The sequence below is a fragment of the Lactobacillus sp. wkB10 genome, assembly GCF_000760615.1.
Taxonomy (GTDB): domain Bacteria; phylum Bacillota; class Bacilli; order Lactobacillales; family Lactobacillaceae; genus Lactobacillus; species Lactobacillus huangpiensis.
On sequence record NZ_JRJB01000005.1, the window covers coordinates 69,280 to 94,846 of the forward strand.

At 35.3% G+C, this 25,567-nt stretch carries 25 protein-coding genes and 1 riboswitch; of the genes, 2 read left to right on the forward strand and 23 right to left on the reverse strand.

All coding sequences use genetic code 11. The features are described 5' to 3' along the window. Nucleotides 1-53 precede the first annotated feature (53 nt). The 13 genes from rpsA to LACWKB10_RS04480 all read right to left on the reverse strand — a co-directional run bounded on the left by rpsA (nt 54) and on the right by LACWKB10_RS04480 (nt 13,956). The gene (rpsA, locus tag LACWKB10_RS04420; RefSeq protein WP_034979236.1) at nt 54-1,259 is read right to left on the reverse strand and encodes a 30S ribosomal protein S1; all 1,206 of its coding nucleotides are present in this window, start codon (nt 1,257-1,259) and stop codon (nt 54-56) included. 72 nt (nt 1,260-1,331) lie between these two features. Then, nucleotides 1,332-2,006, reverse strand: coding sequence for a (d)CMP kinase (gene cmk / locus LACWKB10_RS04425; RefSeq protein ID WP_034979238.1), 675 nt, complete (start codon nt 2,004-2,006; stop codon nt 1,332-1,334). A gap of 39 nt (nt 2,007-2,045) precedes the next feature. Next, nucleotides 2,046-2,513, reverse strand: coding sequence for a LysM domain-containing protein (locus LACWKB10_RS04430; RefSeq protein WP_034979241.1), 468 nt, complete (start codon nt 2,511-2,513; stop codon nt 2,046-2,048). Between the two features lie 104 nt (nt 2,514-2,617). Next, on the reverse strand, nt 2,618-3,304 hold the full coding sequence (locus tag LACWKB10_RS04435) for an ECF transporter S component (RefSeq protein WP_034979471.1): 687 nt from the start codon (nt 3,302-3,304) through the stop codon (nt 2,618-2,620). Nucleotides 3,305-3,386: 82 nt separating this feature from the next. After that, a riboswitch (FMN riboswitch) is annotated at nt 3,387-3,501 on the reverse strand. A 29-nt stretch (nt 3,502-3,530) separates the two neighbouring features. After that, complete coding sequence (locus LACWKB10_RS04440; RefSeq protein ID WP_034979244.1) at nt 3,531-4,250, reverse strand: pseudouridine synthase; 720 nt, start codon at nt 4,248-4,250, stop codon at nt 3,531-3,533. After that, entirely contained in the window at nt 4,250-4,858 is a 609-nt protein-coding gene (gene scpB, locus LACWKB10_RS04445) for an SMC-Scp complex subunit ScpB (protein ID WP_034979248.1), read from the reverse strand. The genes LACWKB10_RS04440 and scpB overlap by 1 nt, the downstream gene beginning before the upstream one ends. Next, nucleotides 4,848-5,585 (reverse strand): ScpA family protein, encoded by a 738-nt coding sequence (locus tag LACWKB10_RS04450; protein WP_034979251.1) that lies wholly within the window; start codon nt 5,583-5,585, stop codon nt 4,848-4,850. Before LACWKB10_RS04450 ends, scpB begins: the two co-directional genes overlap by 11 nt. After that, nucleotides 5,582-5,941: a hypothetical protein gene (locus tag LACWKB10_RS04455; protein WP_034979255.1), complete on the reverse strand. Its 360-nt coding sequence runs from the start codon at nt 5,939-5,941 to the stop codon at nt 5,582-5,584. The genes LACWKB10_RS04450 and LACWKB10_RS04455 overlap by 4 nt, the downstream gene beginning before the upstream one ends. A 9-nt stretch (nt 5,942-5,950) precedes the next feature. Continuing rightward, complete coding sequence (xerD, locus tag LACWKB10_RS04460) at nt 5,951-6,850, reverse strand: site-specific tyrosine recombinase XerD (RefSeq protein WP_034979258.1); 900 nt, start codon at nt 6,848-6,850, stop codon at nt 5,951-5,953. Next, on the reverse strand, nt 6,843-7,730 hold the full coding sequence (locus LACWKB10_RS04465) for a S1 RNA-binding domain-containing protein (protein WP_034979260.1): 888 nt from the start codon (nt 7,728-7,730) through the stop codon (nt 6,843-6,845). The genes xerD and LACWKB10_RS04465 overlap by 8 nt, the downstream gene beginning before the upstream one ends. 162 nt (nt 7,731-7,892) lie before the next feature. After that, nucleotides 7,893-9,662, reverse strand: a complete 1,770-nt coding sequence (gene pyk, locus LACWKB10_RS04470) for a pyruvate kinase (RefSeq protein WP_034979262.1) — start codon at nt 9,660-9,662, stop codon at nt 7,893-7,895. Between the two features lie 29 nt (nt 9,663-9,691). Further along, nucleotides 9,692-10,651 carry a 6-phosphofructokinase gene (gene pfkA / locus LACWKB10_RS04475; protein WP_034979264.1) on the reverse strand — a complete coding sequence of 320 codons (960 nt, stop codon included), beginning with the start codon at nt 10,649-10,651 and terminating at the stop codon, nt 9,692-9,694. A 164-nt stretch (nt 10,652-10,815) separates the two neighbouring features. Continuing rightward, nucleotides 10,816-13,956: a DNA polymerase III subunit alpha gene (locus LACWKB10_RS04480; protein ID WP_034979267.1), complete on the reverse strand. Its 3,141-nt coding sequence runs from the start codon at nt 13,954-13,956 to the stop codon at nt 10,816-10,818. 106 nt (nt 13,957-14,062) lie between these two features. Between LACWKB10_RS04480 and LACWKB10_RS04485 the strand changes: the two genes are divergently transcribed. After that, a complete protein-coding gene (locus tag LACWKB10_RS04485; protein ID WP_034979269.1) occupies nt 14,063-14,269 on the forward strand; it encodes a YjzD family protein in 207 nt (68 codons plus the stop codon). 37 nt (nt 14,270-14,306) lie between these two features. Here the strand turns inward: LACWKB10_RS04485 and LACWKB10_RS04490 are convergent, their stop codons facing one another. The 8 genes from LACWKB10_RS04490 to uvrC form a co-directional block, all read right to left on the reverse strand. Next, nucleotides 14,307-15,854 (reverse strand): bifunctional UDP-sugar hydrolase/5'-nucleotidase, encoded by a 1,548-nt coding sequence (locus LACWKB10_RS04490; protein WP_034979273.1) that lies wholly within the window; start codon nt 15,852-15,854, stop codon nt 14,307-14,309. Nucleotides 15,855-15,932: 78 nt separating this feature from the next. Next, a complete protein-coding gene (rpmF, locus tag LACWKB10_RS04495) occupies nt 15,933-16,124 on the reverse strand; it encodes a 50S ribosomal protein L32 (RefSeq protein ID WP_034979275.1) in 192 nt (63 codons plus the stop codon). Between the two features lie 109 nt (nt 16,125-16,233). After that, nucleotides 16,234-16,455 carry a lipopolysaccharide assembly protein LapA domain-containing protein gene (locus tag LACWKB10_RS04500; protein ID WP_034979276.1) on the reverse strand — a complete coding sequence of 74 codons (222 nt, stop codon included), beginning with the start codon at nt 16,453-16,455 and terminating at the stop codon, nt 16,234-16,236. A gap of 8 nt (nt 16,456-16,463) precedes the next feature. Next, nucleotides 16,464-17,258 (reverse strand): SDR family oxidoreductase, encoded by a 795-nt coding sequence (locus LACWKB10_RS04505; protein ID WP_034979278.1) that lies wholly within the window; start codon nt 17,256-17,258, stop codon nt 16,464-16,466. Beyond that, a complete protein-coding gene (rnz, locus tag LACWKB10_RS04510; RefSeq protein WP_034979280.1) occupies nt 17,251-18,192 on the reverse strand; it encodes a ribonuclease Z in 942 nt (313 codons plus the stop codon). Before rnz ends, LACWKB10_RS04505 begins: the two co-directional genes overlap by 8 nt. An 11-nt stretch (nt 18,193-18,203) precedes the next feature. Further along, complete coding sequence (locus tag LACWKB10_RS04515) at nt 18,204-20,123, reverse strand: acyltransferase family protein (RefSeq protein WP_034979282.1); 1,920 nt, start codon at nt 20,121-20,123, stop codon at nt 18,204-18,206. 21 nt (nt 20,124-20,144) lie between these two features. Continuing rightward, the gene (gene obgE / locus LACWKB10_RS04520) at nt 20,145-21,449 is read right to left on the reverse strand and encodes a GTPase ObgE (protein ID WP_034979284.1); all 1,305 of its coding nucleotides are present in this window, start codon (nt 21,447-21,449) and stop codon (nt 20,145-20,147) included. A gap of 77 nt (nt 21,450-21,526) precedes the next feature. Continuing rightward, nucleotides 21,527-23,329 carry an excinuclease ABC subunit UvrC gene (uvrC, locus tag LACWKB10_RS04525; protein WP_034979286.1) on the reverse strand — a complete coding sequence of 601 codons (1,803 nt, stop codon included), beginning with the start codon at nt 23,327-23,329 and terminating at the stop codon, nt 21,527-21,529. Nucleotides 23,330-23,541: 212 nt separating this feature from the next. Here uvrC and LACWKB10_RS10340 point away from each other — a divergent pair, with 212 nt between their 5' ends. Continuing rightward, a complete protein-coding gene (locus tag LACWKB10_RS10340) occupies nt 23,542-23,670 on the forward strand; it encodes an SPJ_0845 family protein (RefSeq protein WP_255358038.1) in 129 nt (42 codons plus the stop codon). Nucleotides 23,671-23,708: 38 nt separating this feature from the next. Here LACWKB10_RS10340 and yihA read toward each other — a convergent pair whose 3' ends face one another. Both yihA and clpX read right to left on the reverse strand, forming a co-directional pair. Beyond that, nucleotides 23,709-24,293, reverse strand: a complete 585-nt coding sequence (gene yihA, locus LACWKB10_RS04530; protein WP_034979289.1) for a ribosome biogenesis GTP-binding protein YihA/YsxC — start codon at nt 24,291-24,293, stop codon at nt 23,709-23,711. Then, nucleotides 24,283-25,560, reverse strand: a complete 1,278-nt coding sequence (gene clpX / locus LACWKB10_RS04535; RefSeq protein ID WP_034979292.1) for an ATP-dependent Clp protease ATP-binding subunit ClpX — start codon at nt 25,558-25,560, stop codon at nt 24,283-24,285. Before clpX ends, yihA begins: the two co-directional genes overlap by 11 nt. Nucleotides 25,561-25,567: the final 7 nt, after the last annotated feature.

The window sequence follows — 25,567 nt, forward strand, 5'->3', positions numbered from 1 at the left end:
CCTCCTTTTTACAAATAAAAAAACCGACTCTAAAGTCGGCTTTTTTATTAAATTTAATGACGATCCTTTAATTGATCACCAATGATGTCACCTAAAGCAAAGCCACTGTCATCATTATTCATATACTTCTTGTTAACTGAATTGTGATTGTAAGAATTATGTGAGCGATTTCCATCGCCATCAGAGTTCTTAGGTTCAGCAGCTTTCATAGAAAGTGAAATGCGACGTTCATTAGGGTCAATATTTAAAACTTTTACTTTAACTTTTTGACCAACTTTTAAAACATCACTAGGCTTGTCCACGTGTTTATATGATATTTCTGAAACATGAACTAAACCTTGAATACCATCAGCAACTTCAACAAAAGCTCCGAAGTTAGTTAAAGACTTAACTTCACCTTCAAATACATCGCCTTCGTGTAAGTCAGCTGTAGCTTGTTCGAATGGAGAAGGTTCAGTTTGCTTAATTGAAAGGGAGATGCGATGTCTATCATCATCAATACCAATTACTTTAACTTTTACATCTTGACCTGCCTTTAAAACATCGCTTGGCTTGTCAACATGTTTATATGAAATCTCGGATATATGAACTAAACCGTCCACACCACCTACATCAACAAAAGCACCAAAGTTAGTCAGACGAGAAACCTTACCTTCAACAACGTCACCCACAACTAATTGTGATGCAACATTATCAAAAGCTTCTTCACGTTCTTCTTCAATTAAGTCCTTGTGAGAGAGAATCAAACGGTTCTTACTTGGATCAATCTCCGTAATCTTGAGTTTCATCGTTTTACCAATGAATGGCTTAAGGTCTGAAACATAACGATTTGAAATCAATGAAGCAGGTAGAAATCCTCTTGTACCCACATCAACTAATAAACCGCCACGAACTGAAGAAGTTACTGTACCTTCAATTGTCTTGCCTTCTTCAAAGTCCTTTTGCAATTCATCGTAAGCTTCTCTTTCCTTTAAGCGAGTAACTGAGAAGAAAAATTCACCATTTTCTTTGTCACCGCCGGCTTTTCTTAAAACTAAAGCTTTAAGCTTATCTCCAGGCTTAACTGCCTCACGTAGGTCAACGTTGCGATCCGAAGTGTATTCACGACGAGGAATTACACCTTCAATACCGGCATTTTCAACACCAACATCGATTTGACCTTCTTCAACGTCTAATACTTCAACATCTACAATATCTCCGACCTCAACTCCTTGCATTTGCTTTAATGCATCTAAAAATTGATTACTGTTTTCTGACATTATTTACCTCCCAATATCATACTCTAATTTTAAATGAAAGTTTGATATTTTTCTACTGTTTTATACCCTTTTTTATAGTTTTTTTTGACTTTTTTTAATTTCTGATAAAATTGCATTTACGACTTGATCAACACTCATAGAAGTAGTGTCTATTTCAATAGCATCTTGGGCTTTTTTTAATGGTGAAATTTTTCGGTGTGAGTCTTTGTAATCTCTTTCTGAAATGTCGTGCTCAATTTCTTCAAGAGACTGATTAGTTTTAATCCCTCTTTCTTTAAAATCTAGCATTCTTCTTTCAGCGCGAGAGTGAACTGAAGCGACCAAAAATATTTTTACTGCAGCATTGGGCAAAACAGTCGTTCCAATATCACGTCCATCCATCACAACGTTCATTTCGCCGGCCATTTGCCTTTGCAGACTAACCATTTTTTCCCTGATTCCGGCTAATGCCGAAACTTGAGAAACATTGGCAGAAATGTCAGGAGTACGTATTTCTTGAGTAATATCTTTATTACCGGCATATATTTTTTGCTGACCATTTTTAAATCTAAATTCAATTTTTTCCTCGTCAATGGCAGTTAAAATACCTCTTTCATCGCCGTAATCAATGTTATTTTCTCGTGCAATCCAAGTCGAAGCCCGATACATTGCCCCAGTATCAATATATGTAAAATTAAGCTTATGGGCGATAATTTTTGCTACAGTACTTTTTCCAGCTGAAGCTGGACCATCAATTGCTATTTGCATTCCAATAAAAAAGGGACTTAAGTCCCTGTCCTTTCTAAATTATCTAATTCTTAAAGTTTGTCCTGTATCCACCTGGCTATTGGGATCAAGTTGATTCAACTCTGCCAATTGACCAACTGAAATGTTAAAGTGGCGGGCAATACTAGTCAAGGAATCCCCTTCTTGTACGACATATTGTTTAATCACAACATGTTTCTTTTTAGGAGTTTTTTTAGATGATTTTGTCTTTGTTTTAGCCTTGGCTTTGGTTTCTTTACTTTTTACAGGCTGAACCTTAGCTTTTTTCTTAGTATCTTCTTTTTTGGCAGCTTTACGTACTTCAACTGCTTTTTCATTTGAACCATTGTTTGATGCCAAATTATGAACCACAGGAACAAGACCGATAAGAATAACTACAATCAGAATTATCAAAGCAATCCAGCCTTTTGATACGGAAGAATAAGTTTCTACTCTCGACTTTTTTGGACGCTTATAATGCTGATATGGCCCTTTTGAATTATTATTCATCTGAAAAACCTCCTTACCTAACCTGTTTAATTTTAGCATATTTAACATTTAAGTGGACAAAAAAAACGGTCATTTACTAGACCGATTTACAATATTTTTAAGATTTAATTTTTAAGATTAAAATTTTTCCTTACAAAAGGTTTGAAAGTTCTCAAAACGGTTTCAAATAGTAAATAAACTACGACACCGTTGATTGTTCCTTTTAACAAGTTAAATGGAACTATAATGCCAAAAATGTATGCACTCATTGATGGAATATGTAGCAGTTTACCCAAGTAAACCTTTTCAGTAAAAGAAAGTAAACCAGAATATCCATGTATTGTCGGTAAATTAGGTACAGTAGTTACTGCATAAAAAGGCGTTAAAACCAATGCATTCAGTACAGAAAGTACAAATGCCATAGCTATAATACCGAGAACAATACCTAAAATTGGTTTTAAATATTTTTTAGAAAAATTTTTCTCATCCTTGCTAATATTCTTTGTTAAATAATAAAATGGTAAAGCAAAAGATATTGAAGCTAAAAAAGCTGCTGACTGTCCTACCAAACTAGGTAAGGCAAAACCTTTATAAATTAAATTAATCAGCATTCTGACAAATGCAATAAAAATACCAGGTCCTGGTCCGAATAAAAATGTCCCAATTGTAATTACGACATCCGAGAAGTCAAACTTTAAGAAACTAGTTACCGGCAATGGTATTTCCAAAAGCATTAATACGTAGGCAATTGTACCAATTAAAGTATAAGCCAAAATATTAACTAAATTGTTTCTGCTTTTTTTCTGCAAAATTCTTACCTCCAAAAAAACTCGGTCTGTTGCTCCTAGCAACAGACCGAGTAAAAGTAAGCTTTAGATCTTGGCTTTTAGTTTAGTCTGTCTTCTTTCATCTAGACTCTAACTATCGGTATCTCAATAGATTCCACCACTTTCGTGGGTCGTGGACTTACACCACCGGTCGGGACTTACACCCTGCCATGAAGACAACAAACTTATTTATTAAATTTCACATACTATACTAATCTACGTTCTTTAATCTGTCAACTTCTTCATGAGATAATTCTCGGTATGTTCCTGAGATAAGAGAGTCAAGTGTAAGAAAAGCATATTTTTCACGAGCTAATTTCTTCACTTGATGGTGAACTGCCTTGAACATTCTTTTTACTTGATGATATTGACCTTCATGAATTGTTAATTGCACTATTTGGGTGTTTTTCTTACGGTCGCTTCTAATGACCTTGACCTTTGCAGGAGCACAGCGATGTCGATCAATTTTGACTCCATGCTTTAGCTGACTCATTTCATCTGGGGTGAGAATTCCAGAAATCTTAGCTACATAAACCTTGGCTACATTATTTCTCGGATGCATCAATAAATTGGCCAGTTCACCATCATTAGTCATTAAAAGCAAACCAGAAGTATCATAGTCTAGTCTGCCGATTGGATATAGGCGATAAGGCAAATCTTTAAAATAATCGACAACTGTTTTTCTCCCCTTATCATCATTTGCAGTTGAGACCACTCCTCTAGGCTTGTAAAAGAGATAAGTATGCAAACTTTCTCTTTCAATGGGCTCACCATCAACCGTAATATTACTAAAAGTATCCACTTTAGTACCAAGTTTAGTTACTACATTGCCATCAACAGTGACTCGACCTTCAGAAATCATTTTTTCAGCCTTGCGCCGTGAGGCAATTCCTGCCTCAGCAATTACCTTTTGCAACCGTTCTAAAACCATTATTTTGCTCCTTTTTGAGTTTTTGCAATATTTTTATCTGCTTGACCTTTAGCTGCAAACAAATCTATTTCGCCTTCACTATTGATGCTATCATCTTCGAAATCTTCTATTAATGGTAAATCAGCCAGACTTTGGTACCCAAAGTATTGCAAAAAATACTCACTCGTTACGTACAAATTAGGATGACCCGGAGCATCTTTTTTACCATTAATTTTAACTAATCCACGCCAGATTAATGTTTGCAAAGCCCCAGATGAATTAACACCTCTGATGTCATCTATTTCTACACGTGTAATTGGCTGCCGATAAGCAATAATAGATAGTATTTCCAACGCCGATTGACTTAAGCTCTTTGATAAATCTTTTTGAAAAAAATTTTCGATTATTCTACTAACTTCTGGTCTAGTTGTTAATTTGTAAATATCATTGAGATGTTGTATTTGTAATCCTGAATCAGGATTTTCTTGTAGTTTTTCTTGCAAATTTTTGCTTAGTTCGCGCAATGCAGGTTTACCAACCTGCAAAAGTTCACATAAGTTGCTGCTTTCAATGCCATTATCGCCGGCAACATATAATAACGCTTCTAACTGCGCCATTTTACTTATCATTACTACCAACTCTTTCCAAGTTCAGGTCACCAAACATCCTCTTTTGTTTTACCCGAATTTCCTGTTTTTTACAAAGTTCAAGCAGTGCTAGGAACAAACCAATAACATCAGATAAAGTTTTCATTTTTTGACAACAGGCAAAAAAGCTTAACTGCTTGTTTCGCGCCAATTCCTCTTGCAAGAAAGTACTCATTTCTTTGACAGAAGTTTCCTTTACTTCAACTGAAACAATATCAGGCTGTCTGATTTTCAGTCTTTGTAAAATAATAATAAAAGTATTAGCTAATTCAGTAGAAGTAATTTGTCCTTTTGGCAAAGGCTGAATTTTTTTGCTTTCTGGTGCGCTCTCCTCTTTAGCCGCAGTGATCGGGACTTCCTCATTACGCTTTTTGAAGTATGCTGAAACCTTTTTAAAAACCGAATAAGTGATAAGCTGTTGCACTAATTCATCCCTTGGATCTTCCTGTTCATCATTTTCTTCAGTAAAATCATTTTGCGGAAGAAGAGATTGAGACTTAATTCGCAAAAGCATCGATGACATAACAAAATATTCTCCTGCAATTTTTAAATTAAGTTTTTGCATTTGGTGCAAATAAGCTAGATATTGGCTTGTAATTTGAGCTATTGGAATGTCATAAATGTCAATTTTTTGCACTTTTATTAAATGTAATAGCAGATCCAAAGGGCCTTCAAAGTTAGGCAGTTCAAGGGTAAGATTATCACTCATTTTTCTTTATCCTTTTTTAAATACTTAATTAAATAAATATATTCAGGAACAGCCGTAATAACTTTGCTGGGATTATTTTGTGCCAACTCTTGAACTGCTTTAGCTTCGTACTTAGCTTTACGATAATCAGGAGCAAAAGAAATATAACGAATGATTACAAAATGTTTACTTGATTGTGTACCTACCACCCCTATAAAATTAGGAGCCTTTGAACGATAGAGATATAAGCAAAACTCGGCACTACTTTTATTTAATTGAATTTCATCCTTTAGATTAGCCAGATTTTTAAAATCAGAGAGATAAGATAATAAGCCCATAGCTACCTTTTCCTTATCATTTTTACATTCAATTAGCATTTAATCACCTTATGTTCGAGGATGCGTTTTTTCATAAACTTGTAAAATATGTTTTTGAGACAAATTTGTATAAATTTGAGTTGTACTAATATCTGAATGTCCCAAAATTTCTTGGACAACACGTAAATCTGCCCCATTTTCCAATAAATGTGTTGCAAAAGTATGTCTTAAAGTATGTGGTGTAACATTTTTCTGAATACCTGCCATTTTACAATAATGCTTAATAATTTGCCAAACGGCTTGTCTTGTTAAAGAGCTTCCCCTACTATTTAGAAAAATAAAATCGGTATTTTTGCCAATTTTTAATATTAATGGATCACGAACTTTTTCCTTATAGCTGTCTATCCAACTTAAAGCCACTTCACTAATTGGAATCAATCGCTCTTTTGATCCCTTCCCAAAAACTTTGACCAGTTTCAGTTCTTCATGCAAATCAGTAAATTTGAGATTAATTAATTCGCTTACTCTAATTCCAGTTGCATACAAAGTTTCAAGTAAGGCTCTATCACGTAAACCTAATTTCTTTTTTGTATCAGGTTGCTCAAGCAAATTATTAACTTCATTAACTGTCAAAGCGACTGGCAAAGTACGACGCTTTTTTGGTGAGTCTATTTCAAGCATTGGATTTAGTTTCTGAATATTCTGTCTTACCAGCCACTGGTAGAACTTTCGCAAACTAGTAATTAAGCGGCTAATAGAACTTGTGGCCTTTTTTTGATCGCGTTGTTCTGCCAAAAAAGCATCGATGTCAACAGCTTGTGTAGGCCAGGAAGTTAAATTTTCTTTTTGAAGAAAACTTATAAAAGAAGTTAAATCCTGCCTGTATGCTGTAATTGTGTTATTACTCAGACCACGTTCAACCTGACTATATCTTAAATAATCTTCAACTTGTTCTGATAAATTAGTCATTTTGGGCATCTTCTGGATCTTTTAATAATGAGATGGAACCAGCATTTTTGTCTTCCTTTATGTATTTAGCTTTAAGCAAGTGTCCTAAAGCTCTCTTAAAAGCTGATTTAGAAATACCAAAATAATTTTTAATATCCTGTGCGTCAGATTTATCGTAAAAAGGCAAAGTCTTATCTTTTTTCCTGCGCAAGCTCATTAAAATCATTTGTGCATCATCATCAATTTCCTCAAAAGCTCGTGGCAAAGTACTCAGATTCAAGCGACCATATTGGCTGATGCCAACCACCCTGCCTCTGAATTGTTCCCCCAACCGTAAAGGACGTGCCATTTGTGATGGATGAACGAAGCCTAAATAATACTCCTTGGTGATTATAAATGCACCTACTTCACGAGCAGAATATACAGTACCAAAAATATCTTTATTCTTCATATCACCAGGAAAATGAGCTGCCAACTGTTCAAAAATATTTTCATCCGCCAATTTTGCCCAAATACGATTTTTTTCATCTGTTTCAAGGTGAACCAAAAGCTGATCTTCAGGTTGGGGCCAACGCTCTTTGTCATAAGGTAAGTCATCCATTGAAATTACGACATCTTTATCTGGCAAGCCAATATCGACGAAGACACCTAGGTTATATTTAACTTCGGTAACTTTGCTCCAGCCATATTGGTCTTGTTGAACAAAGGGTAAAAATTGCGTCATTTCACGATTATGTTGCTTATCATCGTATAAAAATCCCTTAATTTGATCTCCGAGCTGTGGCTTTTCTTCTTGTGTGATTTCTTTTCTTTTCAGTTCATAAGTAATACCGTCAATTTGAACAAAAAAAGATTCTTCGTTTTGGTCTATTATTTTTCCAGTTGCAATTGTGCCAAGCATGATTTTTCTCCTAAATCTAGAATGGGATCTGATAACAAGTATATCATTTTAAAGGAATAAATTGACATTAGTCAATCTAAATTTACTTCTGATCTCTCTAAATTCTAAACCAAACAAAAATAGCCAGTAATAAGCACTGGCTATTTTAATTCTTGCTTTTAATTAAAGATTTGAAACTTCGCCTTGATAAATAGCACCACGACGAGCATCAACAGTAATAGTAATACCACTGCCAATCTTTTCAGTTGCATCAGTAACTCCAACTACAACTGGAATTCCTAATGACAAACCGACAACAGCCGCGTGTGAAGTTAAGCCCGAGGCTTCAACAACTAAACCTGATGCCTTCTTAATTGCCGGCATGTAATCAGGATCAGTGGTCTTAGCAACTAAAATGTCGCCTTCTTTGGCTTTGCTAATAGCTTCTTCGGCACTATTAACAACAACTGTCTTACCGACAACAGAACCATTGCCAACACCAAGTCCCTGAGCCAATTTGCTACCGATGATCTGTAGTTTCATTAAGTTAGTTGTACCTGAATCACCAACAGGAACACCAGCAACGATAATGACCAAATCGCCATCTTTAACATAACCTTGTTCTTTAGCAACTCTAGCTGCTACATCAAACATATCATCAGTAGAAGCTGGTTTATCAGTCAGCATGGGCTGAACACCCCAAGAAATACCAAGTGAATGTTGGATCTTTTCATCAAAAGTTAATGCCAAGATGTTTGCGTTTGGACGGTACTTAGAAATCATTCTAGCAGTATAACCAGAATTAGTAGCCGTAATAATAGTCTTAACTCCTAATTCTTGGGCTGTCCGTACAACAGATTCACCAATAGCTTCAGTAACATTCGAGCCCTTATATTCTTCAAATCTTTGAAGAGCTAGAGTATTACGCTTAAGAAGCTCTTGTTCAGTTCTTTCATCAATTTCGGCCATAGCAGAAACAGCTTTAACTGGGTACAAACCATTAGCTGATTCACCAGAAAGCATAGTTGCATCAGTACCATCGAGAACTGCATTAGCAACATCGGAAACTTCAGCACGAGTTGGGCGAGGATTTTCTTGCATTGAGTCAAGCATTTGAGTAGCAGTAATAACAGGCTTACCAAGTGCGTTTGCCCTCTTGATTAAATCTTTTTGAACAAATGGCACATCAATAAACGGAATTTCGACACCCATGTCACCACGGGCTACCATTAAACCATCTGAAACTTGTAAGATTTCATCTGCATTATCAATACCTTCTTGTGATTCGATCTTAGGATAAATCTTAACATAATCACAGCCAGCATCTTCACAAAGCTTACGAATATCAAGAATGTCTTGCGCCTTACGTGCAAACGAAGCAAAGATAAAGTTAATGCCGTGAGCTAAACCAAACTTGATGTCATCAGTGTCTTTTTCAGTAATTCCTGGGAGGCGAATTTCGACACCGGGTGCATTAACACCCTTCTTAGAACCGATAACACCCGTATTCTGAGCTTCACAAACTAATTCTTTCTTTTCTTCGTCTTTTTCTTTAATTAATAAGTCAACTAAACCATCATCAATTAAAACGTGACCACCAACGTGAGTATCACCATAAAGACCTTCGTAAGTAACGTGAATCATGTCCTTGTTACCAGGCTTAGAATCATCCATCGACACACGAATTTGGTCTCCAGTATTAATGGTAAATTTGCCACCTTCTTGATCAGTGGTTCTAATCTCAGCACCTTTGGTATCCAATGCAATACCAAGTACTAAGCCAGTTTCTTTTTCAACTTGACGAACCATTTTCATCCGTGAAAGATGCTCAGCATGGTCACCATGTGAAAAGTTGAAACGAAATACATTTACGCCTGACTTGGCCAAAGCTGTAATAGTTTCAATATCATTTGAAGCTGGCCCTAAGGTACTAACAATTTTAGTTTTCTTCATTATTTAAAAATCTCCCCAAAATCGACTAATTATTTAGTCATTTCTTCATTAATATCAATTAACGATTCTTCACTGGCATGCTTTTCATCAAAAAGATCAAGAATATCATGGGTTTCTAATTGTCCATTCTCCATGCCGACAGCTAAACCGCCTTTACCATCAAGAAGTAACTTAACCGCATAATTTCCCATTTTTGTAGCATTAATCCTATCAGTAACCGTTGGCGCGCCACCGCGCTGCATGTGACCAATTACATTAGCCCTGCAATCGAATTCGCCGTATTTTAGAAGTTCTGTTCTAAAATCAGCGGCATCCATGACACCTTCAGCCAATATGATAATACCATTATCTTTGCCATCTTTAAAACCGCGCTTTAATCTTTCAGCAATTGCTTTAATGTCATAACTTCTTTCTGGAACAACAATTGCATCAGCACCACTTGCCAAACCAACACGCATAGCAATGTCGCCACAATTACGACCCATAACATTAACGACAAAAACACGATGATGACTGCTGGCAGTATCACGAATTCTATCAATGGCTTGCATTGCCGTATTGCAGGCAGTGTCAAGTCCGATGGTATAATCAGTGTATGGAATATCATTATCAATTGTTCCTGGCAAACCAATAGAGTTAATCCCTAAACGAGTCAATGCCAGTGCACCATGATAAGAACCATCACCGCCTATAACAATTACAGTATCAATATCATGCTTTTTTAATTGCTCAACCCCTTTTTCTTGCACTTCTTTTTGTGCAAACTCAGGGTAACGGGCACTATAAAGAAAAGTACCGCCCATGTTGATCATATGATCAACATTTTCAGCAGTCAAAGTAACAAAGTCACCTGCTACAAGCCCGGCATAACCATAACGAATACCAACAACGCCAAGTCCGTGATGAATAGCAGTTTTTGTAACAGCCCTAACAGCTGCATTCATGCCAGGAGCATCGCCACCGCTCGTTAAAATTCCAATTCGCTTCATGAATTCACCTCATCAAGATTTATTGTGTAATTTCTCACATCCACTAAATTTTAACATTCTTTCACGAAAAAATCTCACAAAAAATGATTAAAGTTCTTGATTTGACAGTCTTTTTCGATGTTAGCGTTAACATCAGCAATTTGTTCACGCTTACTCAAAAAACTCTACTCTTTTAAATTTACAACTTTTAAATTAGTTAAAATATATTGTTTTTTACTTGAGTCGAAACGATCATTCTGAACTTTAACGCCTAATAAATAAATATTACCCTCCTTTAAATTCGATTGAATTTTATCATAAACATGAGGAAAAATTACAATATCCTGCTTACTGGTTGTGTCAGCAAAACTGCCAAAAGCCATTGTTTGACCCTTTTTGGTCCTCACAAGTTTTAATGACATCAGTTTGCCAACAGCTATTCCACCGTCATGAATTTGAAACTCATTTAATGGTTTAGCATTAAACTTCTGAGCATATTTTTGAACTGTAATTAATGGAGAAGTGAGTGTAGAAAAACCTAAAGTTTTTTCTTCCATCAAAGCCAATTCTTGTTTGTTAGGTTCTTTAGCGGGCTTAATAGGAACGCCACCTAGCCCTTCTGACAAAGCGAGATTTTCCCCCGTCAATTTAACATTTTCAATTATTTCAGGACAATTCTGTAACAATTCGTTCCGGTTTTTGTTAAGTTGGTCAAAACAACCAGATTTGATTAAAGATTCAACTACATTTGTAATGCTATTAGCTTTAATATATTTGACATCAATCTGACGTAAAAAGTTGCTAAGAGAATCAAAAGGTTTCGCTTGACGCTTTGCAATTATTTCTTTAAGAAAATCTATTCTAACCCCTTTAATTGCTCGTAGACCAACCAAAATCCGCCCATCAATTACCTGATAAGCTAAATCACTTTTGTTAATGTCAGGTGGCAAAATTTTTACGCCATCCTCTTGAGCGCGCATTATATATTCATTCGCCTTATTTTGATTGCCAATATTAGAATTAAGCATAGAGGCATAAAATTCAGCTGGATAATGAACTTGTAAGTATGCGAGCCAAAATGCGATCATTGTATACGCAACGGCATGTGAACGGTTGAAACCATAATTGGCAAATTGTTCAATATAGTCATATACACGGGTTGCAACCTGAACAGTCCTGCCGTTTTTTACTGCACCGTTGATAAATTTAGATTTTTCCTGTTCAATAACCTTTTGATCTTTTTTTGACATTGCCCTGCGTAAAATGTCGGCTTCTCCTAAAGAGAAGCCAGCCAGAACTCGGGCAGTTTGCATGACTTGTTCTTGGTAAACCAAAACACCATATGTTGAAGACAAAATTGGTTTTAAGCTGGGATCAGGGTAAGTGACTTTCTGTATGCCCTTCTTGCGTGCAATAAAAGTTTTGATATTCTGCATCGGACCTGGACGATAAAGTGCATTGACTGCTACCAAATCTTCAAAATTATCTGGATGCAATTCACGCAGAACATTGCGAATTCCACCTGATTCAAATTGAAAGACGAGTTCCGTCTCACCCTTTTGAAAAATACTTAAAGTAGCAGGATCATCTAGGGGAATCTGATTAACATCGATCTTTTTTCCTTGCTCGCGAATCATTTTCTCCGTATCACCAAGAATAGTTAAATTTCTTAAGCCTAAAAAATCTATCTTTAATAATCCTAGTGATTCTACATATTTTTTTGTTTGCTGAGTTATCGGTATTCCCAATTGTCCTGATTGCAAGCCGGCAATGGCAGCAATAGAATTATCGCTAAGAACTAAACCAGCAGCATGGATTGAATAGTGGCGTGGCAGGCCTTCTAATCCACTTGCCGTTTCATAAAGCAACTTGTTCATGTCATTTGCATTCACCAGCATTTGCATTTTTTTGGATTCTTTATAAGCCTGAGCCAGACTTATTTTGCCTTTTGCGAAAGGTACGCTTTTAGACCACTCACTTAATTGCATTTCTTGAAGACCAAATACTCTGCCAGTATCACGCAAAACTTGCTTAGCTGCTAAAGTCCCAAATGTGAGAATCTGAGCAGCATGATCCATGCCGTATTTATTAAACATATATTTTATGACATCATCACGACGATTATCTGGTATATCCAAATCAATATCTGGCATTTCGTGTCTGGCAGGATTTAAAAAACGCTCAAATAGCAAGTTATATTTAATTGGATCAACCTCAGTGATATTTAAAGAATAGGAAACTAACGAGCCACAAGCTGATCCTCTGCCGGGACCCATCGCAATTCCAACACGATGGCAATAGTTTACAACATCCCAAACAATCAAAAAGTAATCGTTAAAGCCCATTTGATCTATTACTTGTAATTCATAATTTAGCTGTTTTTGATAATCAGAGGGAACTTTACGTTGACCAAAACGATTTTGTAAACCCTTTTTAGCCAAAAATTGTAGAAAATCCTTGGAAGTTGAATATTGATCCTGCTTATATTTCGGCAAAACTGGAGTTTGAAATATAATTTTAGCATTGCAGATAGAAGCGATTTTTTCTGTATTTTCTAAAGCCTCATCTAACCCTAGTTTATGGTAGCGTTCGCTCAATTCCTCAATAGAAGGCAAGTAATGAGAACCAGATTGTTTAGCTAAATCTGTGATATCTTCCAAAACCTCACCTTTTTTTATAGCTTGTAAAGTTTTACGTAAAAACTGATCGCGAGGTTTTAAATAACAGGTATCTTCAACGCTAACTAATGGTAAATCAAACTGTTTTGATAACGCTCTGACATATTGTATATAATTTTTTTGCTTTTCACTGCCATAAACTCCTATATATAAGGAACTAGATTTAGGTATTATGCTAATTAACTGACGCAAAAAATCTGTTCCTAAATTTTCATTCTGCATCTGCAAGTTTAATAACTCACTATGCAAATTTGCCGGTATAATAAATATCAAATCATTTAAATCCTTGGTTAAATCTGCTATAGTTAAAATTTTTTGCTTATTGCCATTATCTGTCAAAAGGTTGATTCTACTTGATAAACGCAAGATATTTCGATAACCCTCATCAGTCTTTGCTAAAGCAATAAGATCATATCGGTGAGCACTGTCAATTAATCCACTTAACCTTAACTGCATCCCTAAAAGTGGTTTAATCCCAACTTTTTGGGCCACTTCAAAAAAATTAACTAATCCATAGGTTACGTTAATATCAGTTAAGCCTACAGCTTCATAACCTAATTCCTTTGCAGTAGTCAGCAAATCTTTGATTTTTGTCGGACTGTCTAAAAGGGTAAAAGAGCTAAGGTTTTGCAATGCAGCGTATTTCATATTCAGTTCACCTTCCATATAAATAAGTATACCAAAAAGCTATCTTTTGGATTGAAAACCTGCATAATATTTGTTAAAATTCTAGGGTATGAAAGAAGGAAACGCTATGGGTCGTTATATCGTAACTATTTGCTGGAGCGTTGTTTACATGTTAATTGTAGGTTTTATTGCCGCTCCTCTAACCCAACATGTTTTTAATCTAAGTGAAGCTGCTATTGTTGGTTTGATTTTTGGTCTGTTATTTGCAGCCATTATCCCCACAATCACGGCACATTCTCATAAAGACAAAAGTAAGTATTCTAAACTTAAGTAAAAAAAAGTCATTAGCTCTCACCTAATGACTTTTTTATTTACTTGAAACTATAATTGTGTGACAAATTAATCTGTGGATGATTTTTAGTCAAAAATTCTTTGAACATTTCCACATAATCTTTATCCAGAATTTTTTCAATCTTGTTAATATTGTAATCAGGGTAGAAGCCACCGCCCATAGCACGATAATTATTAACGGCCAAACGATACTTTTTTTGCTCTAAAATTGGTTGCCCGTTTAATTCAAACTTAGTTAAGCGACTCCCAACAGGTCTCAGAACATCCGCTTCATAATTAAGCGGGTAAAAAACATCAAAGTTAAAAAGCTGATTGCGATACTGAGGGTCAAACATAATTTTGCCCCTTTTATCCTTAATTAAAAATTTTAGTGAATATTCGACAATATTGCGTAGTTCTTTCCCGGTTACTTTAACTATACATAATTGATTAGCAAAAGGATAATTTAGCAAAATATCACGCATTGAAACATTTTTATTAAATCCTTGAGCTGTTTCACTCATCAAAGCTGTTGCTGAGACATCAGCCTTTGTAAAATACAGTTGCATATCCTGCAATAAATTAATAAACGGTGAACCCTTAATTCTAGCTTCATCTGCATTTAAAATAAGAGCAGGTTCATCTAAATAAGCAATTGGTTGGTCAAGCCATTTTTGTGCCTTCTGTTCCAGTGACAAACTGGAAGCAGTAATTTCACAATCAGATTCATAGTTTTGAGCGTCAATCAATTCAGGAGACATTGCTTTTATTTCCTTGCTTCGCTGGTCGATATCCAACACTATTTTACCAATAGATTCTCCGCGATAACCTGGTTGTACAATGGCAGTTTCATGGTCTACGATATTTAGTCTTCGATGCTGATGCCCTGTCAGCATTACATCAATATCAGGAATTTCCTGTAAAATACGATATCCTTCATTTTCTCCTGTTTGTGGCTCCTTGCGTGTTCCATTGTGAAGATCTGCTTCAAAACCGCCATGATAAAGGACAGCCAAGACATCGACTTTAGGCCTTAAAAAAGCTGTTATTTGCTTAACCTGCTCAAAAGCAGATTTAAATTTTAATCCCTCAACGTGGTCTGCTGGCTCCCAAAACGGTACCCGTTGTGTAGTAATACCAATAATTCCCACCTTTATACCGTTTTTATTGATAATGATATAATCTTGTCCAAAGGCCGGCAAATCATTTTTTTCAGCTAATATATTGCTATTTAAAAAAGTAGCCTTACTATAAGCTAAATATTTTTTTAAATAGCTTAATCCAAAATTAAAGTCATGATTACCTAAACATCTGACATCATACTCGATGAGATTATAGCAATCTGCAAATGCTTTTAAATTGGCATCACTATTCGACTCATGTACATAAGCCGCTAAAGGCGAGCCCTGAAGAAAGTCACCTGAATCAGTCACAATTACATTTTCAGCACCATATTTATCTCGCTGCTGTTTTATTATGCTACTCAGTCTGCTTAATCCAAAAGGAGCAGCATAACTATTTTTTTCTTGATAGTCCGTGGGAAAAATAAAGCCATGAATATCACTTGAATGTAAGAATACGAGTTTCATTTCACCTTTTCCTCTTCCTAGATGGGGAATTGCCTAATTTTTAAAATAAAAAAGACACCCGTTTTTGGTGTCTTTTAATTATTGATTGTCATTTGAGTTAGTTTGACTAACAACTTGACGACCCTTGTAATATCCTTTAGGTGAAACGCGGTGGCTTAAGCGATATTCACCAGTGGTTGCATCATAATGCATTGCTGGTACAGTTAACTTAATATGACCACGACGTGAACGTTTCTTTTGCTTAGAAGTATGTCTTTTAGGAACTGCCATTTAACTGATCTCCTTTTTTGTAGAATTACGATTTTAGGTTACTTAAAAGTACCCAAAATACTTCACGTTTGTTAATGATACTATTGTATCCCAAATAAATCAAGCTATATTAGTTATTCTTGTCTTGATTATGACCATAAGAACCCCAAAAATAACCAATTAGAACTCCGATGATTATCATCAATACTAAAATAATGATCAAAGGCAATTTGAACTGAAATAAGCCAAAATTAATGGCGACATTATTCGTATTTAAAACAACGAAAATTACAGCCAGTAAGGTTAAAATCAATGTAAAGATGAGCTTAATCTGTTTTGTTTTACTTTTCATACTCTGCACTACTTTCTTGAGGCAAACTTCAGCGATAATTCATCACCTATCGTTGGGAACAGGTTATATAATTTAGCCAAAATTGCTAAACTAACTGGTAAATTGAGCTCACGTTTATTACTACCAAAGAAATGAACCACTTGCCAGGCAACATCATCCGGATCCAGGACAAATTTTTGTACGCTTTCAGCATAATGCCCACTCTTATCAGCAATATTAAAGAAATTTGTATAAACCGGTCCGGGATTAACCGTCATGACCTTAACTCCAAATGGTTTTAGTTCCAAACGCAAAACATTCGAAAATTGAATAACAGCTGCTTTTGATGCACTGTAAGCTGCAGATTTTACAGTAGGAACTTTACCTGCAATTGAACCAATATTAATAATTTGCCCAGATTTTTGTTCCATCATTAGTCGACCAACTAAGCGGCTAAAATACATTAATCCTAAAACATTAACTTGAAACATGGCTGTAACTTCACGACGGTTTGATTCTACAAAGTTTTCAAATTTGCCAAAACCTGCGCAATTAACTAAATAGTCAACATGCTTAGTTAAATTAATAATTTTAGTAAAAGCAGCATCTATCTGATCACTTTGACTCATATCAGCCACTATTATGTAAGAGTTGGCCCCCGAAAGTTCGTGCGCCTCAGACGCTACCTTTTCTAACTTTGCTTTATTTCTGGCTATCAAAATAACTGTTGCTCCCCTGCCAGCACTTTCCAGTGCAATAGAATGACCTATTCCACTTGAAGCACCTGTTATTACGACAACTTTATTTCTTAGAGAATCACTCATCTTTTTCTCCTTTCATAGGAATTACAATTCGATCGAAATCATTAGCTAATCTAGTATTCGCAAATATTTTCTGTGCCTGGTTTTCCAATTTTTTGGCTTTAGCACCTAAATATCTAGCAGAAATATGATTTAAATATAAACGCTTAACATTATTATCACGCGCAATCTTTGCTGCTTCAACTGCTGTAGAATGATAATATGAATGAGCTAAATCTGCCTCATTACCGGCAAAAGTAGATTCATGTACCAAAACATCCGCATTCTGTGCTAATTGTGCTATTGCAGGAGTTGCACGCGTATCATAAATAATAGTAATAATTCTGCCTTTTTTGTTAGGACCCAAAAAGTCATTACCATCTAATATAGTACCATTATCTAGAACGATTTTTTCACCATTTTTAAGTTTACCAAGTAATGGCCCATTAGGTACACTATATTGCGCTAATTTGTCCATTAAAAGTTCTCCCGGTCGGTCATCCTCGACTACTCGATAACCAAAACTAGGTACTCTATGAGCCAATTTTTCTGCGTATACCTTAAAACCATTCCCATTAAAAATTAATCCACCATCTTCTAAGACAACGAATTTAATAGGATAGCTAATTTTTGTTCGTGAAATTTTTAAAGCTGTCCTAACAAACTGCTCTAAGCCAGCCGGTCCGTATATAGTAATTGGACCCACATCTCCTTGAAATGACCGTGTTGCCAGTAATCCTGGCAAGCCGAAAATATGATCACCATGATTGTGGGAAATAAATATTTTTGTAACTTTACGCAATCTAATATTTGTTCGTAAAATTTGATGCTGTGTGGCTTCTCCCACATCAAATAACCAAATTTCATTGATTTCATCAAGCATTTTTAAAGCGATGCTTGATACATTACGTTTCTTTGAAGGTTGTCCTGCTCCAGTTCCTAAAAATTGTAACTCCATACTCTACCTATCTAATACTTAGCATTTTCAACTATTTTTTTAACAATTAAAGCGCTGTAGTGCTTTGATCCTATTGGTGTTGGATGAGTTTTATCTTCATAAAACCAATTTGGATGATTCTTTGCATATGAGTACCAATTAATCACCATAAAATTATGATATTTTTTCGCTGCCTCATTTAATAAATTATTAACATCATTTTGCCAAGGCTTCGCCGGTACATATGTGTTTATCCAAAATACCTGTCTTTTATGTCCTAACTGCTTCATTAAATTATCTATATCAGACATTTTAAATGGACCATTAGTACCCAAACCTATTAATACATTCTTTCCTAAAACTTTCTCATTCTGATAATGTTTTAATAAATCGAACGAAACATTCAGTTGACGTGAAATAGCCGCATCAATCACAGCCTTAGGCATCAAATCTTTTAAATCATTGCTAGAACCGGCCATAACTGAATCGCCAATAGCCGTTAAATCAATTTTACGTGCCAATTGAATCTCAATTTGTGAAATACCAAATTGCTCAAAAGATTTTTTTATTGGATGTTTCTTCGCTGCTTGTTTAGCTTCTTTTATAAGTTTAGCCTTTTTTTGTTCTCTGGGACTAATTTTTTGGTATTCCTTGATTAAAGCATTATTATCTTTTTTTTGTTGTTTACGATTTGCTCTAATTCTGCGTGCCAATTGACTTTGATTGAAATTTTGGGCCTGTGCAGCAGGAGAAATTAAAATTGCAATGCTACCAGTTAAAAAAATCAAGCCTATAAGAATAGCCTTCACTTTTTGAAAATAATTTTTTGAATTCTTATCGCGAAGTTGCTGCAAATAATTTTTTGCTTTTTGTAAAGTTATTTTGCCCAATGGTTTTTCCACAGCTCTGTATGCAAACTCACTTAAAATGACTATCAAAATTAGTTCAATAAAGCGATAAAGCAAAACGTGATCTGCCATATTGGAAACTTTATCTTCAAAAAAAATCATTACTGGAAACTGGTAAAGATAAATTTCATAACTTCTTGAGCCAATCCAATTAAAAACAGGATTAGTTAACCATTTATTCCAGTGGCTCCCCGGGTGAGCGATCGCACCGACTAATATCGTTGTACACAATGTGAACAAAAACATACCGCCCACATAGGAAAATGCACTCTCTGCATTCATTATTGGAGAAAGAAATAAAAATATCAATCCACAAAAAGAAATCAGACCAATAATGTCTAATAGAATGGAATCATTGTGTTTGATATTGCTTTTCAATTTATTCAATGGCCAAATGACAGCCAGTGCAGCCCCTAAGCCTAAAGAAAAAAATCTAGTATCCGTACCATAATAAATACGATTAATATCAACACCAGTGGTAAACATTATTGCCATTTCAATTGCTGAAAGTACTGATAAAATTAGTAAAATGCTAAAAATATTTTTTCTCTTTTTGCCATATTTTACTAATAGGAAAATAACTAATGGCCACAGTATATAAAATTGCCCGTTAATTGACATTGTCCATAAATGGACAAATGGAGATTCGTTAGCGGCAAAACGTTCAAAGTAGCTCTGCCCATTTAAAATTTGCCAAAAATTATAGATATTAAGCAAGTTTGCCACAACTATTTGACTTAGTTTGGCAAGTAAATTCCGCTGAAATAAAACTATATACGCTGCAGAAACCCACAATACTGCAATTAATGGCGGATATATTTTTTTAATTCTACTCCAATAAAACTTTTTTGTATTATAAAACCCATTTTCATCATACGCCTTGAGTATTTGGCATGTAACCAGGTAACCTGACAAAACAAAAAAAATCGGTACGCCAAGATATCCACCAACAAAAGTATTAGGATCGAAGTGATAAAGAATCACTCCAATTACTGCCAAAGCTCTAAGTCCAGAATATCCTGTGATATATCGATTTTTTGTCATGTTTCAAAACTTTTCTATTTATTATTGGACAAATTCAAAGTTGAATGAGCCAATTATTACATCATCGCCGTCAACGGCTCCTTTTTTACGTAGAGCATCATCCACTCCCAGATTCTTAAGCTTTCGAGCTAATCTCATAACACCATCCTGATAATCAAGATTGGTTCGCTCCACTAATCTTTCCAGGTTTTCACCTTTAATCTCAAAAACATGATCTTCTAGTTTGGTGATAGTAAAATCATTCTTTTGATTTGCCTGATATTTATACTCTTTTACTTCTTGAACAGGTTCAGGCTTCTGCAATGCTCGTTCTTTTTCTACTTGCTCAACTACGGTTGCAGTATGCTGCATCAATTGTTCAATTCCTTCATGTGTCACACTTGAAATAGCATAAACAGGCGCTTGGATTTTTTCCGTTTTCAAATCTTTCTTGAATTGTTTTAATTTTTCATTTGCACCGGAAATATCCATTTGAGTTGCGACAATTATTTCTTTTCTATCTTTTAGATTTTTATCATAAGTTAACAGTTCTTGACGAATTGTCTGGTAATCTCGAAGCGCATCCCGGCCATTAGCAGGATCCATCGCCACCAAATGCAAAATCACCTTTGTTCTTTCAATATGACGTAAAAATTGTATACCAAGACCTACGCCATGACTTGCTCCCTCAATCAAACCAGGCAAATCAGCCATTGAAAAGTCACGACCATCGGGTAAAATAACCATACCCAAATTTGGCGTTAAAGTCGTAAAAGAATAAGCAGCTATCTTGGGCTTGGCTTTCGTGACAACTGATAACAATGTTGACTTACCAACGGAAGGAAAACCCACAAGACCAACATCTGCTAAAACCTTTAGTTCTAGTCGTAATACTCGGTCTTCACCAGGTTCACCATTTTCAGCAATTTCAGGTGCGGTATTAACACTCGTTGCAAAGTGAATATTGCCTCGTCCACCTTTACCGCCATGTGCTACAACCAATTCTTGTTTATTTTCAGTTAGATCACCAATTTCTTCATTGGTATCAAAGTCATATACAGTCGTCCCTATTGGAACTTTAAGATATAAATCCTTAGCTCCTCGACCATATTGAGATTTTATGCGACCATCTTCACCATTTTCTGCCTTGAATTTACGGCGATACCGAAAGTCCATTAATGTTCTCAAGCCGCTATCAGCAACAAATATAATACTGCCGCCTCGTCCACCATCGCCACCGGCAGGACCACCATTAGGGACATATTTTTCATGGCGGAAAGCGACCATGCCGTCTCCGCCTTTACCAGCTTGGACTTCAATCTTAGTTTGATCGACAAATGTAGGCATATAGATTCTCCTTCCGTCTTTCTTAACTATATTACTATACCACAAAAAGTTTGGACTATTGTGGTAAAAACCAATATTTACAAGGTCAACTTAACTGTCTGAGCCTGAGGCAAGGTCAAACCTGCAGAACGTAATTCATCAATTGAGGCCTCTTTAATTTTTTTCAAAGAGCCAAATTTTCGTAAAAGCTTATTTCTGCTTTTTGGTCCGATCCCTTTAATTGAATCTAGCTTGCTTGATAAAGCATTTTTAGCATGAGTCCTTCTATGAAAGGTAATTGCAAAGCGGTGTACTTCATCTTGAATTCTCGTCATTAAATAGAAACCTTGAGATTTTGGATTCAACGGTATTAGTTTCAATGGAACACCATTAATTGGATCTCCATATAAAAGGTGGTTGGTTCTGTGTTTATTATCCTTGACCATACCAGCTACTGGAATATTAAGGTTCAGCTCATTGCGTAAAATATCTTCACAAGCATCTACTTGAATTTGACCACCATCCATCAAAATTAGATCTGGCATTGGTTTATGTTCCTTAAGTAGTCTGCTATATCTTCTACGAACAACTTCACGGGTATTACGAACCTCATCGCCACCATTCTGATGCTCAACTTCACCCTTTAGTTTATACTTACGATAAGAGTTTTTATCTGGTTCACCATCTTTAAAAACGACCAAAGCTGAAACCGGATCAGCTCCTTGAATATGGGAATGGTCAAAACTTTCAATAACATGACCATAAGGCAAACCTAAGGAATCAAAAATTTCTTTCTGTGCACCCTTTGTTTTTCTATTTCCTAATTCTAATAACCGAAACTTCTCATCAAGTTTGAGCTTTGCATTGTCTTTTGCCATATTTAATAAAGAACGTTTTTGACCTCTTTTTGGTGTTCTCACAGGCACATGCAAAACTTCACTCAGTGCCTCATTGTCAATTTTGGCAGGTATTAAAACTTCTTTTGGCAGTATTCTATTCTTTTGCCCGTAAAATTGAACAATAAAGGATGCAAAAGTATCCTCTGGATCATTAGTATCTGTCAGTGGATACATTCTAGTCTCACTTCTAAGCAATTTTGCTTGCCGTAAAAAGAAAATTTGAATAGCTATCCATGATTTATCAACATAAAAATTAAATATATCACGCTGAGTATTGTCATTCGAGATGATTTTTTGCTTTTCAACGGTTTCTTCAATGTAATTAAGCTGATCACGAATTTCAGCTGCCCGCTCAAACTCAAGGTTTTTAGATGCAACTGTCATTTTTTCGTTAAGATCTTTTTTTACCCAGCCTATATCACCATTTAAAAAACTCTTAATCTTTTTTATTTGAGCTTCATAGACTGACTTAGGGACCGTTTTAAAACATGCTCCTAAGCATTGTCCCATATGATAATACAAACAAGGTCTACCCTGCTTGCCATGGCAGCGCCTCAGAGGAAAAACTTTTTGAATAAACTTAAGGGTAGCCTGTGCAGCATAAACATTAGGATAAGGTCCAAAATAATAACCACCATCTTTTCTAATGATACTGGTTAATTTGGTTTGTGGATCACGTTCATTAGTAATTTCAATATATGGATAGCCCGTTCCTTGTTTTAACTGCACATTGTAATATGGCTGATATTTTTTAATAAGTGTAACTTCAAGCAAAAAAGCTTCTTTATCAGTTGAAACGGTGATGATATCATAATCTCGAATATCTTCAACTAATTCAGCTCTTCTGCCAACTTGGGTACTTTTGAAATAGGAACGTACTCGACTCCTGAGATTTTTCGACTTGCCAACATAAATAACCTTGCCGTTCACATCTTTCATTAAGTAACAGCCTGGTTTAGCTGGTAAAAGTTTTAATTTATTTTCAATCAGCTGAGTTGCCAAAAAATCACTCCCCCAAATTCGCTATCATATTTTAACATACAATTCATAGTTTTAAATTTGCTTTTGCTTAGTTATCACTTGATTTTTAAAAAGTTAAAATTACAAAATAATAATTTTACATAATTATATTTATTTAAAGCCAACAAATTATTGTATTTTCTGGCTTGAAGTTTTATTTTTTATTATAATAAAATCAGAAAGGAAAAATTATTATGGGTTTGACTTTTAAAAAACAAGACGAATTAGAAAAACTATTTGACAAATTTGCTACTGTCCCTGATGACAAAAAGAAAAAATTTGCTAAAACCAAGGATAAAGTAGTGAAAGATAAAGACAATTAAAAATGGTTCTCATTGGAGAACCATTTTTTCTTGCAAATTTACAGATTTTGTTCAATCCATTGCCATACTTCCTGAACATGTAACTTTTGGACAGAACTAAAAGTAAGAACATCAACATTATCATGATTTAAATCAAGTTTTCGTTTCAATATAGCAAGCACTTGGTTTTGCTGACTTTTCTTAACTTTATCAATTTTAGTACAAACTACCAAAATAGGTATATTAAGATATAATGCATAATTATACATAGCTATATCATTTTTAGTAGGCTCATGTCTACCATCCACTAGTATAATTAGTCCTTGTAAGTTTGCCCTGGTTTCAAGATAATCTTGAATCATAGTACCAAACTGTTCACGTTTTTTTTGTGAAACTTTGGCGTAGCCATACCCTGGTACATCTACTAAATAAAAAGCATGATTTACTAGATAGAAATTAAGGGTTTGCGTTTTTCCTGGTTGTGCAGAGGTTCGCGCCAAGTTTTTGCGATTCAATAATGTATTTATTAAACTCGACTTGCCCACATTAGAGCGACCAGAAAGTGCTACTTCGGGCAAATTATCAGTTGGATATTGATCCTCGCGTACAGCACTGATTGCATACGAACTATCATTAATGATCATTAGCTGCCTTTATTTCTTCATTATTTTCCTGATCATCCTCTTTACGTCTTGTTACCTTTGGTTCGCCATTTTTTTCAATGACATCTTCAGTAACTTTAACGTTTTCAATATCAGGCTCACTAGGAGTTTTATACATGATGCCCATCATCGCATTTTCAATTATTGTCCGCAAGCCACGTGCTCCCATATTTCGTTCGATGGCTAAATCTGCAATGGCTTTTAAAGCATCTGGGGTAAATTCTAAGTTAACCTGATCAAGCGACATCAATTTTTTATATTGCTTTACCAGCGCGTTCTTAGGTTCGGTTAAAATTCTAACTAAATCATTTCTATCTAACTTATCTAAGGTAGCAATGATAGGAATACGACCAATAAACTCTGGAATCAGCCCAAACTTGACCAAATCTCCTGTCGTTAAATGCTTAGTCCAAGAATCATCTTGCACTTTATTAAGCTCGTTTTCAGCACTAAAACCAATTACTTTTTTACCTAAACGGCTTTTGACAATTTGTTCGATACCATCAAAAGCTCCACCAACTATAAACAAAATGTTGGTGGTATCTATCTGTATTAATTCTTGCTGAGGGTGTTTACGACCACCTTGCGGTGGAACGGAAGCAATAGTACCTTCCAAAATTTTTAATAATGACTGCTGAACGCCTTCTCCAGAAACATCCCTGGTAATTGAAACATTTTCAGATTTTTTAGATATTTTATCTATTTCATCAATGTAAATGATTCCTCGCTCTGCACGTTCTATGTCGTAATCTGCATTTTGTAACAGTTTAAGTAAAATGTTTTCAACATCTTCTCCAACATATCCTGCCTCAGTTAAGGTAGTTGCATCAGCTATCGCAAATGGCACATCTAAAATGCGGGCCAAAGTTTGAGCCAAGTATGTTTTACCTGAACCTGTTGGGCCAATCAGAGCAATATTTGATTTTTGCAACTCAGTTGAAGAATCTACATCCATTTGCGTAACACGTTTATAATGATTATAAACTGCAACTGACAAAATCTTCTTTGCTCGCTCTTGACCAATAACATACTGATCAAGTTGCTTTTTGATTTCCATTGGCTTAGGCAAATCCTGTGCCTTTTTTAAAGAATCAGATTTTAACTCATCGTCAATAATTCTTTTTGACAGATCTACACACTCATTACAAATATAAACCCCGTTGCCAGCAATCATCTTTTTAACTTGGTCTTGTGTTTTATCACAAAAGGAACATTTAATTACCTCTTGATCCGTAAATTGTGAAGCCATTCTATTC

Excerpts from the sequence above, each read along its gene's own strand:
- pyk (WP_034979262.1), bottom strand. The coding sequence starts at position 9,662 with ATGAAGAAAACTAAAATTGTTAGTACCTTAGGGCCAGCTTCAAATGAT.
- LACWKB10_RS04455 (WP_034979255.1), bottom strand. The coding sequence starts at position 5,941 with ATGCTAATTGAATGTAAAAATGATAAGGAAAAGGTAGCTATGGGCTTA.
- LACWKB10_RS04450 (WP_034979251.1), bottom strand. The coding sequence starts at position 5,585 with ATGAGTGATAATCTTACCCTTGAACTGCCTAACTTTGAAGGCCCTTTG.
- xerD (WP_034979258.1), bottom strand. The coding sequence starts at position 6,850 with ATGACTAATTTATCAGAACAAGTTGAAGATTATTTAAGATATAGTCAG.
- cmk (WP_034979238.1), bottom strand. The coding sequence starts at position 2,006 with ATGCAAATAGCAATTGATGGTCCAGCTTCAGCTGGAAAAAGTACTGTA.
- LACWKB10_RS04440 (WP_034979244.1), bottom strand. The coding sequence starts at position 4,250 with ATGGTTTTAGAACGGTTGCAAAAGGTAATTGCTGAGGCAGGAATTGCC.
- clpX (WP_034979292.1), bottom strand. The coding sequence starts at position 25,560 with ATGGCTTCACAATTTACGGATCAAGAGGTAATTAAATGTTCCTTTTGT.
- LACWKB10_RS04500 (WP_034979276.1), bottom strand. The coding sequence starts at position 16,455 with ATGAAAAGTAAAACAAAACAGATTAAGCTCATCTTTACATTGATTTTA.
- LACWKB10_RS04505 (WP_034979278.1), bottom strand. The coding sequence starts at position 17,258 with ATGAGTGATTCTCTAAGAAATAAAGTTGTCGTAATAACAGGTGCTTCA.
- LACWKB10_RS10340 (WP_255358038.1), top strand. The coding sequence starts at position 23,542 with ATGGGTTTGACTTTTAAAAAACAAGACGAATTAGAAAAACTATTTGAC.
- LACWKB10_RS04430 (WP_034979241.1), bottom strand. The coding sequence starts at position 2,513 with ATGAATAATAATTCAAAAGGGCCATATCAGCATTATAAGCGTCCAAAA.
- rpmF (WP_034979275.1), bottom strand. The coding sequence starts at position 16,124 with ATGGCAGTTCCTAAAAGACATACTTCTAAGCAAAAGAAACGTTCACGT.
- LACWKB10_RS04480 (WP_034979267.1), bottom strand. The coding sequence starts at position 13,956 with ATGAAATACGCTGCATTGCAAAACCTTAGCTCTTTTACCCTTTTAGAC.
- rpsA (WP_034979236.1), bottom strand. The coding sequence starts at position 1,259 with ATGTCAGAAAACAGTAATCAATTTTTAGATGCATTAAAGCAAATGCAA.
- LACWKB10_RS04515 (WP_034979282.1), bottom strand. The coding sequence starts at position 20,123 with ATGACAAAAAATCGATATATCACAGGATATTCTGGACTTAGAGCTTTG.
- LACWKB10_RS04490 (WP_034979273.1), bottom strand. The coding sequence starts at position 15,854 with ATGAAACTCGTATTCTTACATTCAAGTGATATTCATGGCTTTATTTTT.
- rnz (WP_034979280.1), bottom strand. The coding sequence starts at position 18,192 with ATGGAGTTACAATTTTTAGGAACTGGAGCAGGACAACCTTCAAAGAAA.
- LACWKB10_RS04465 (WP_034979260.1), bottom strand. The coding sequence starts at position 7,730 with ATGCTTGGCACAATTGCAACTGGAAAAATAATAGACCAAAACGAAGAA.
- pfkA (WP_034979264.1), bottom strand. The coding sequence starts at position 10,651 with ATGAAGCGAATTGGAATTTTAACGAGCGGTGGCGATGCTCCTGGCATG.
- scpB (WP_034979248.1), bottom strand. The coding sequence starts at position 4,858 with ATGATAAGTAAAATGGCGCAGTTAGAAGCGTTATTATATGTTGCCGGC.
- yihA (WP_034979289.1), bottom strand. The coding sequence starts at position 24,293 with ATGATCATTAATGATAGTTCGTATGCAATCAGTGCTGTACGCGAGGAT.
- obgE (WP_034979284.1), bottom strand. The coding sequence starts at position 21,449 with ATGCCTACATTTGTCGATCAAACTAAGATTGAAGTCCAAGCTGGTAAA.
- LACWKB10_RS04485 (WP_034979269.1), top strand. The coding sequence starts at position 14,063 with ATGGGTCGTTATATCGTAACTATTTGCTGGAGCGTTGTTTACATGTTA.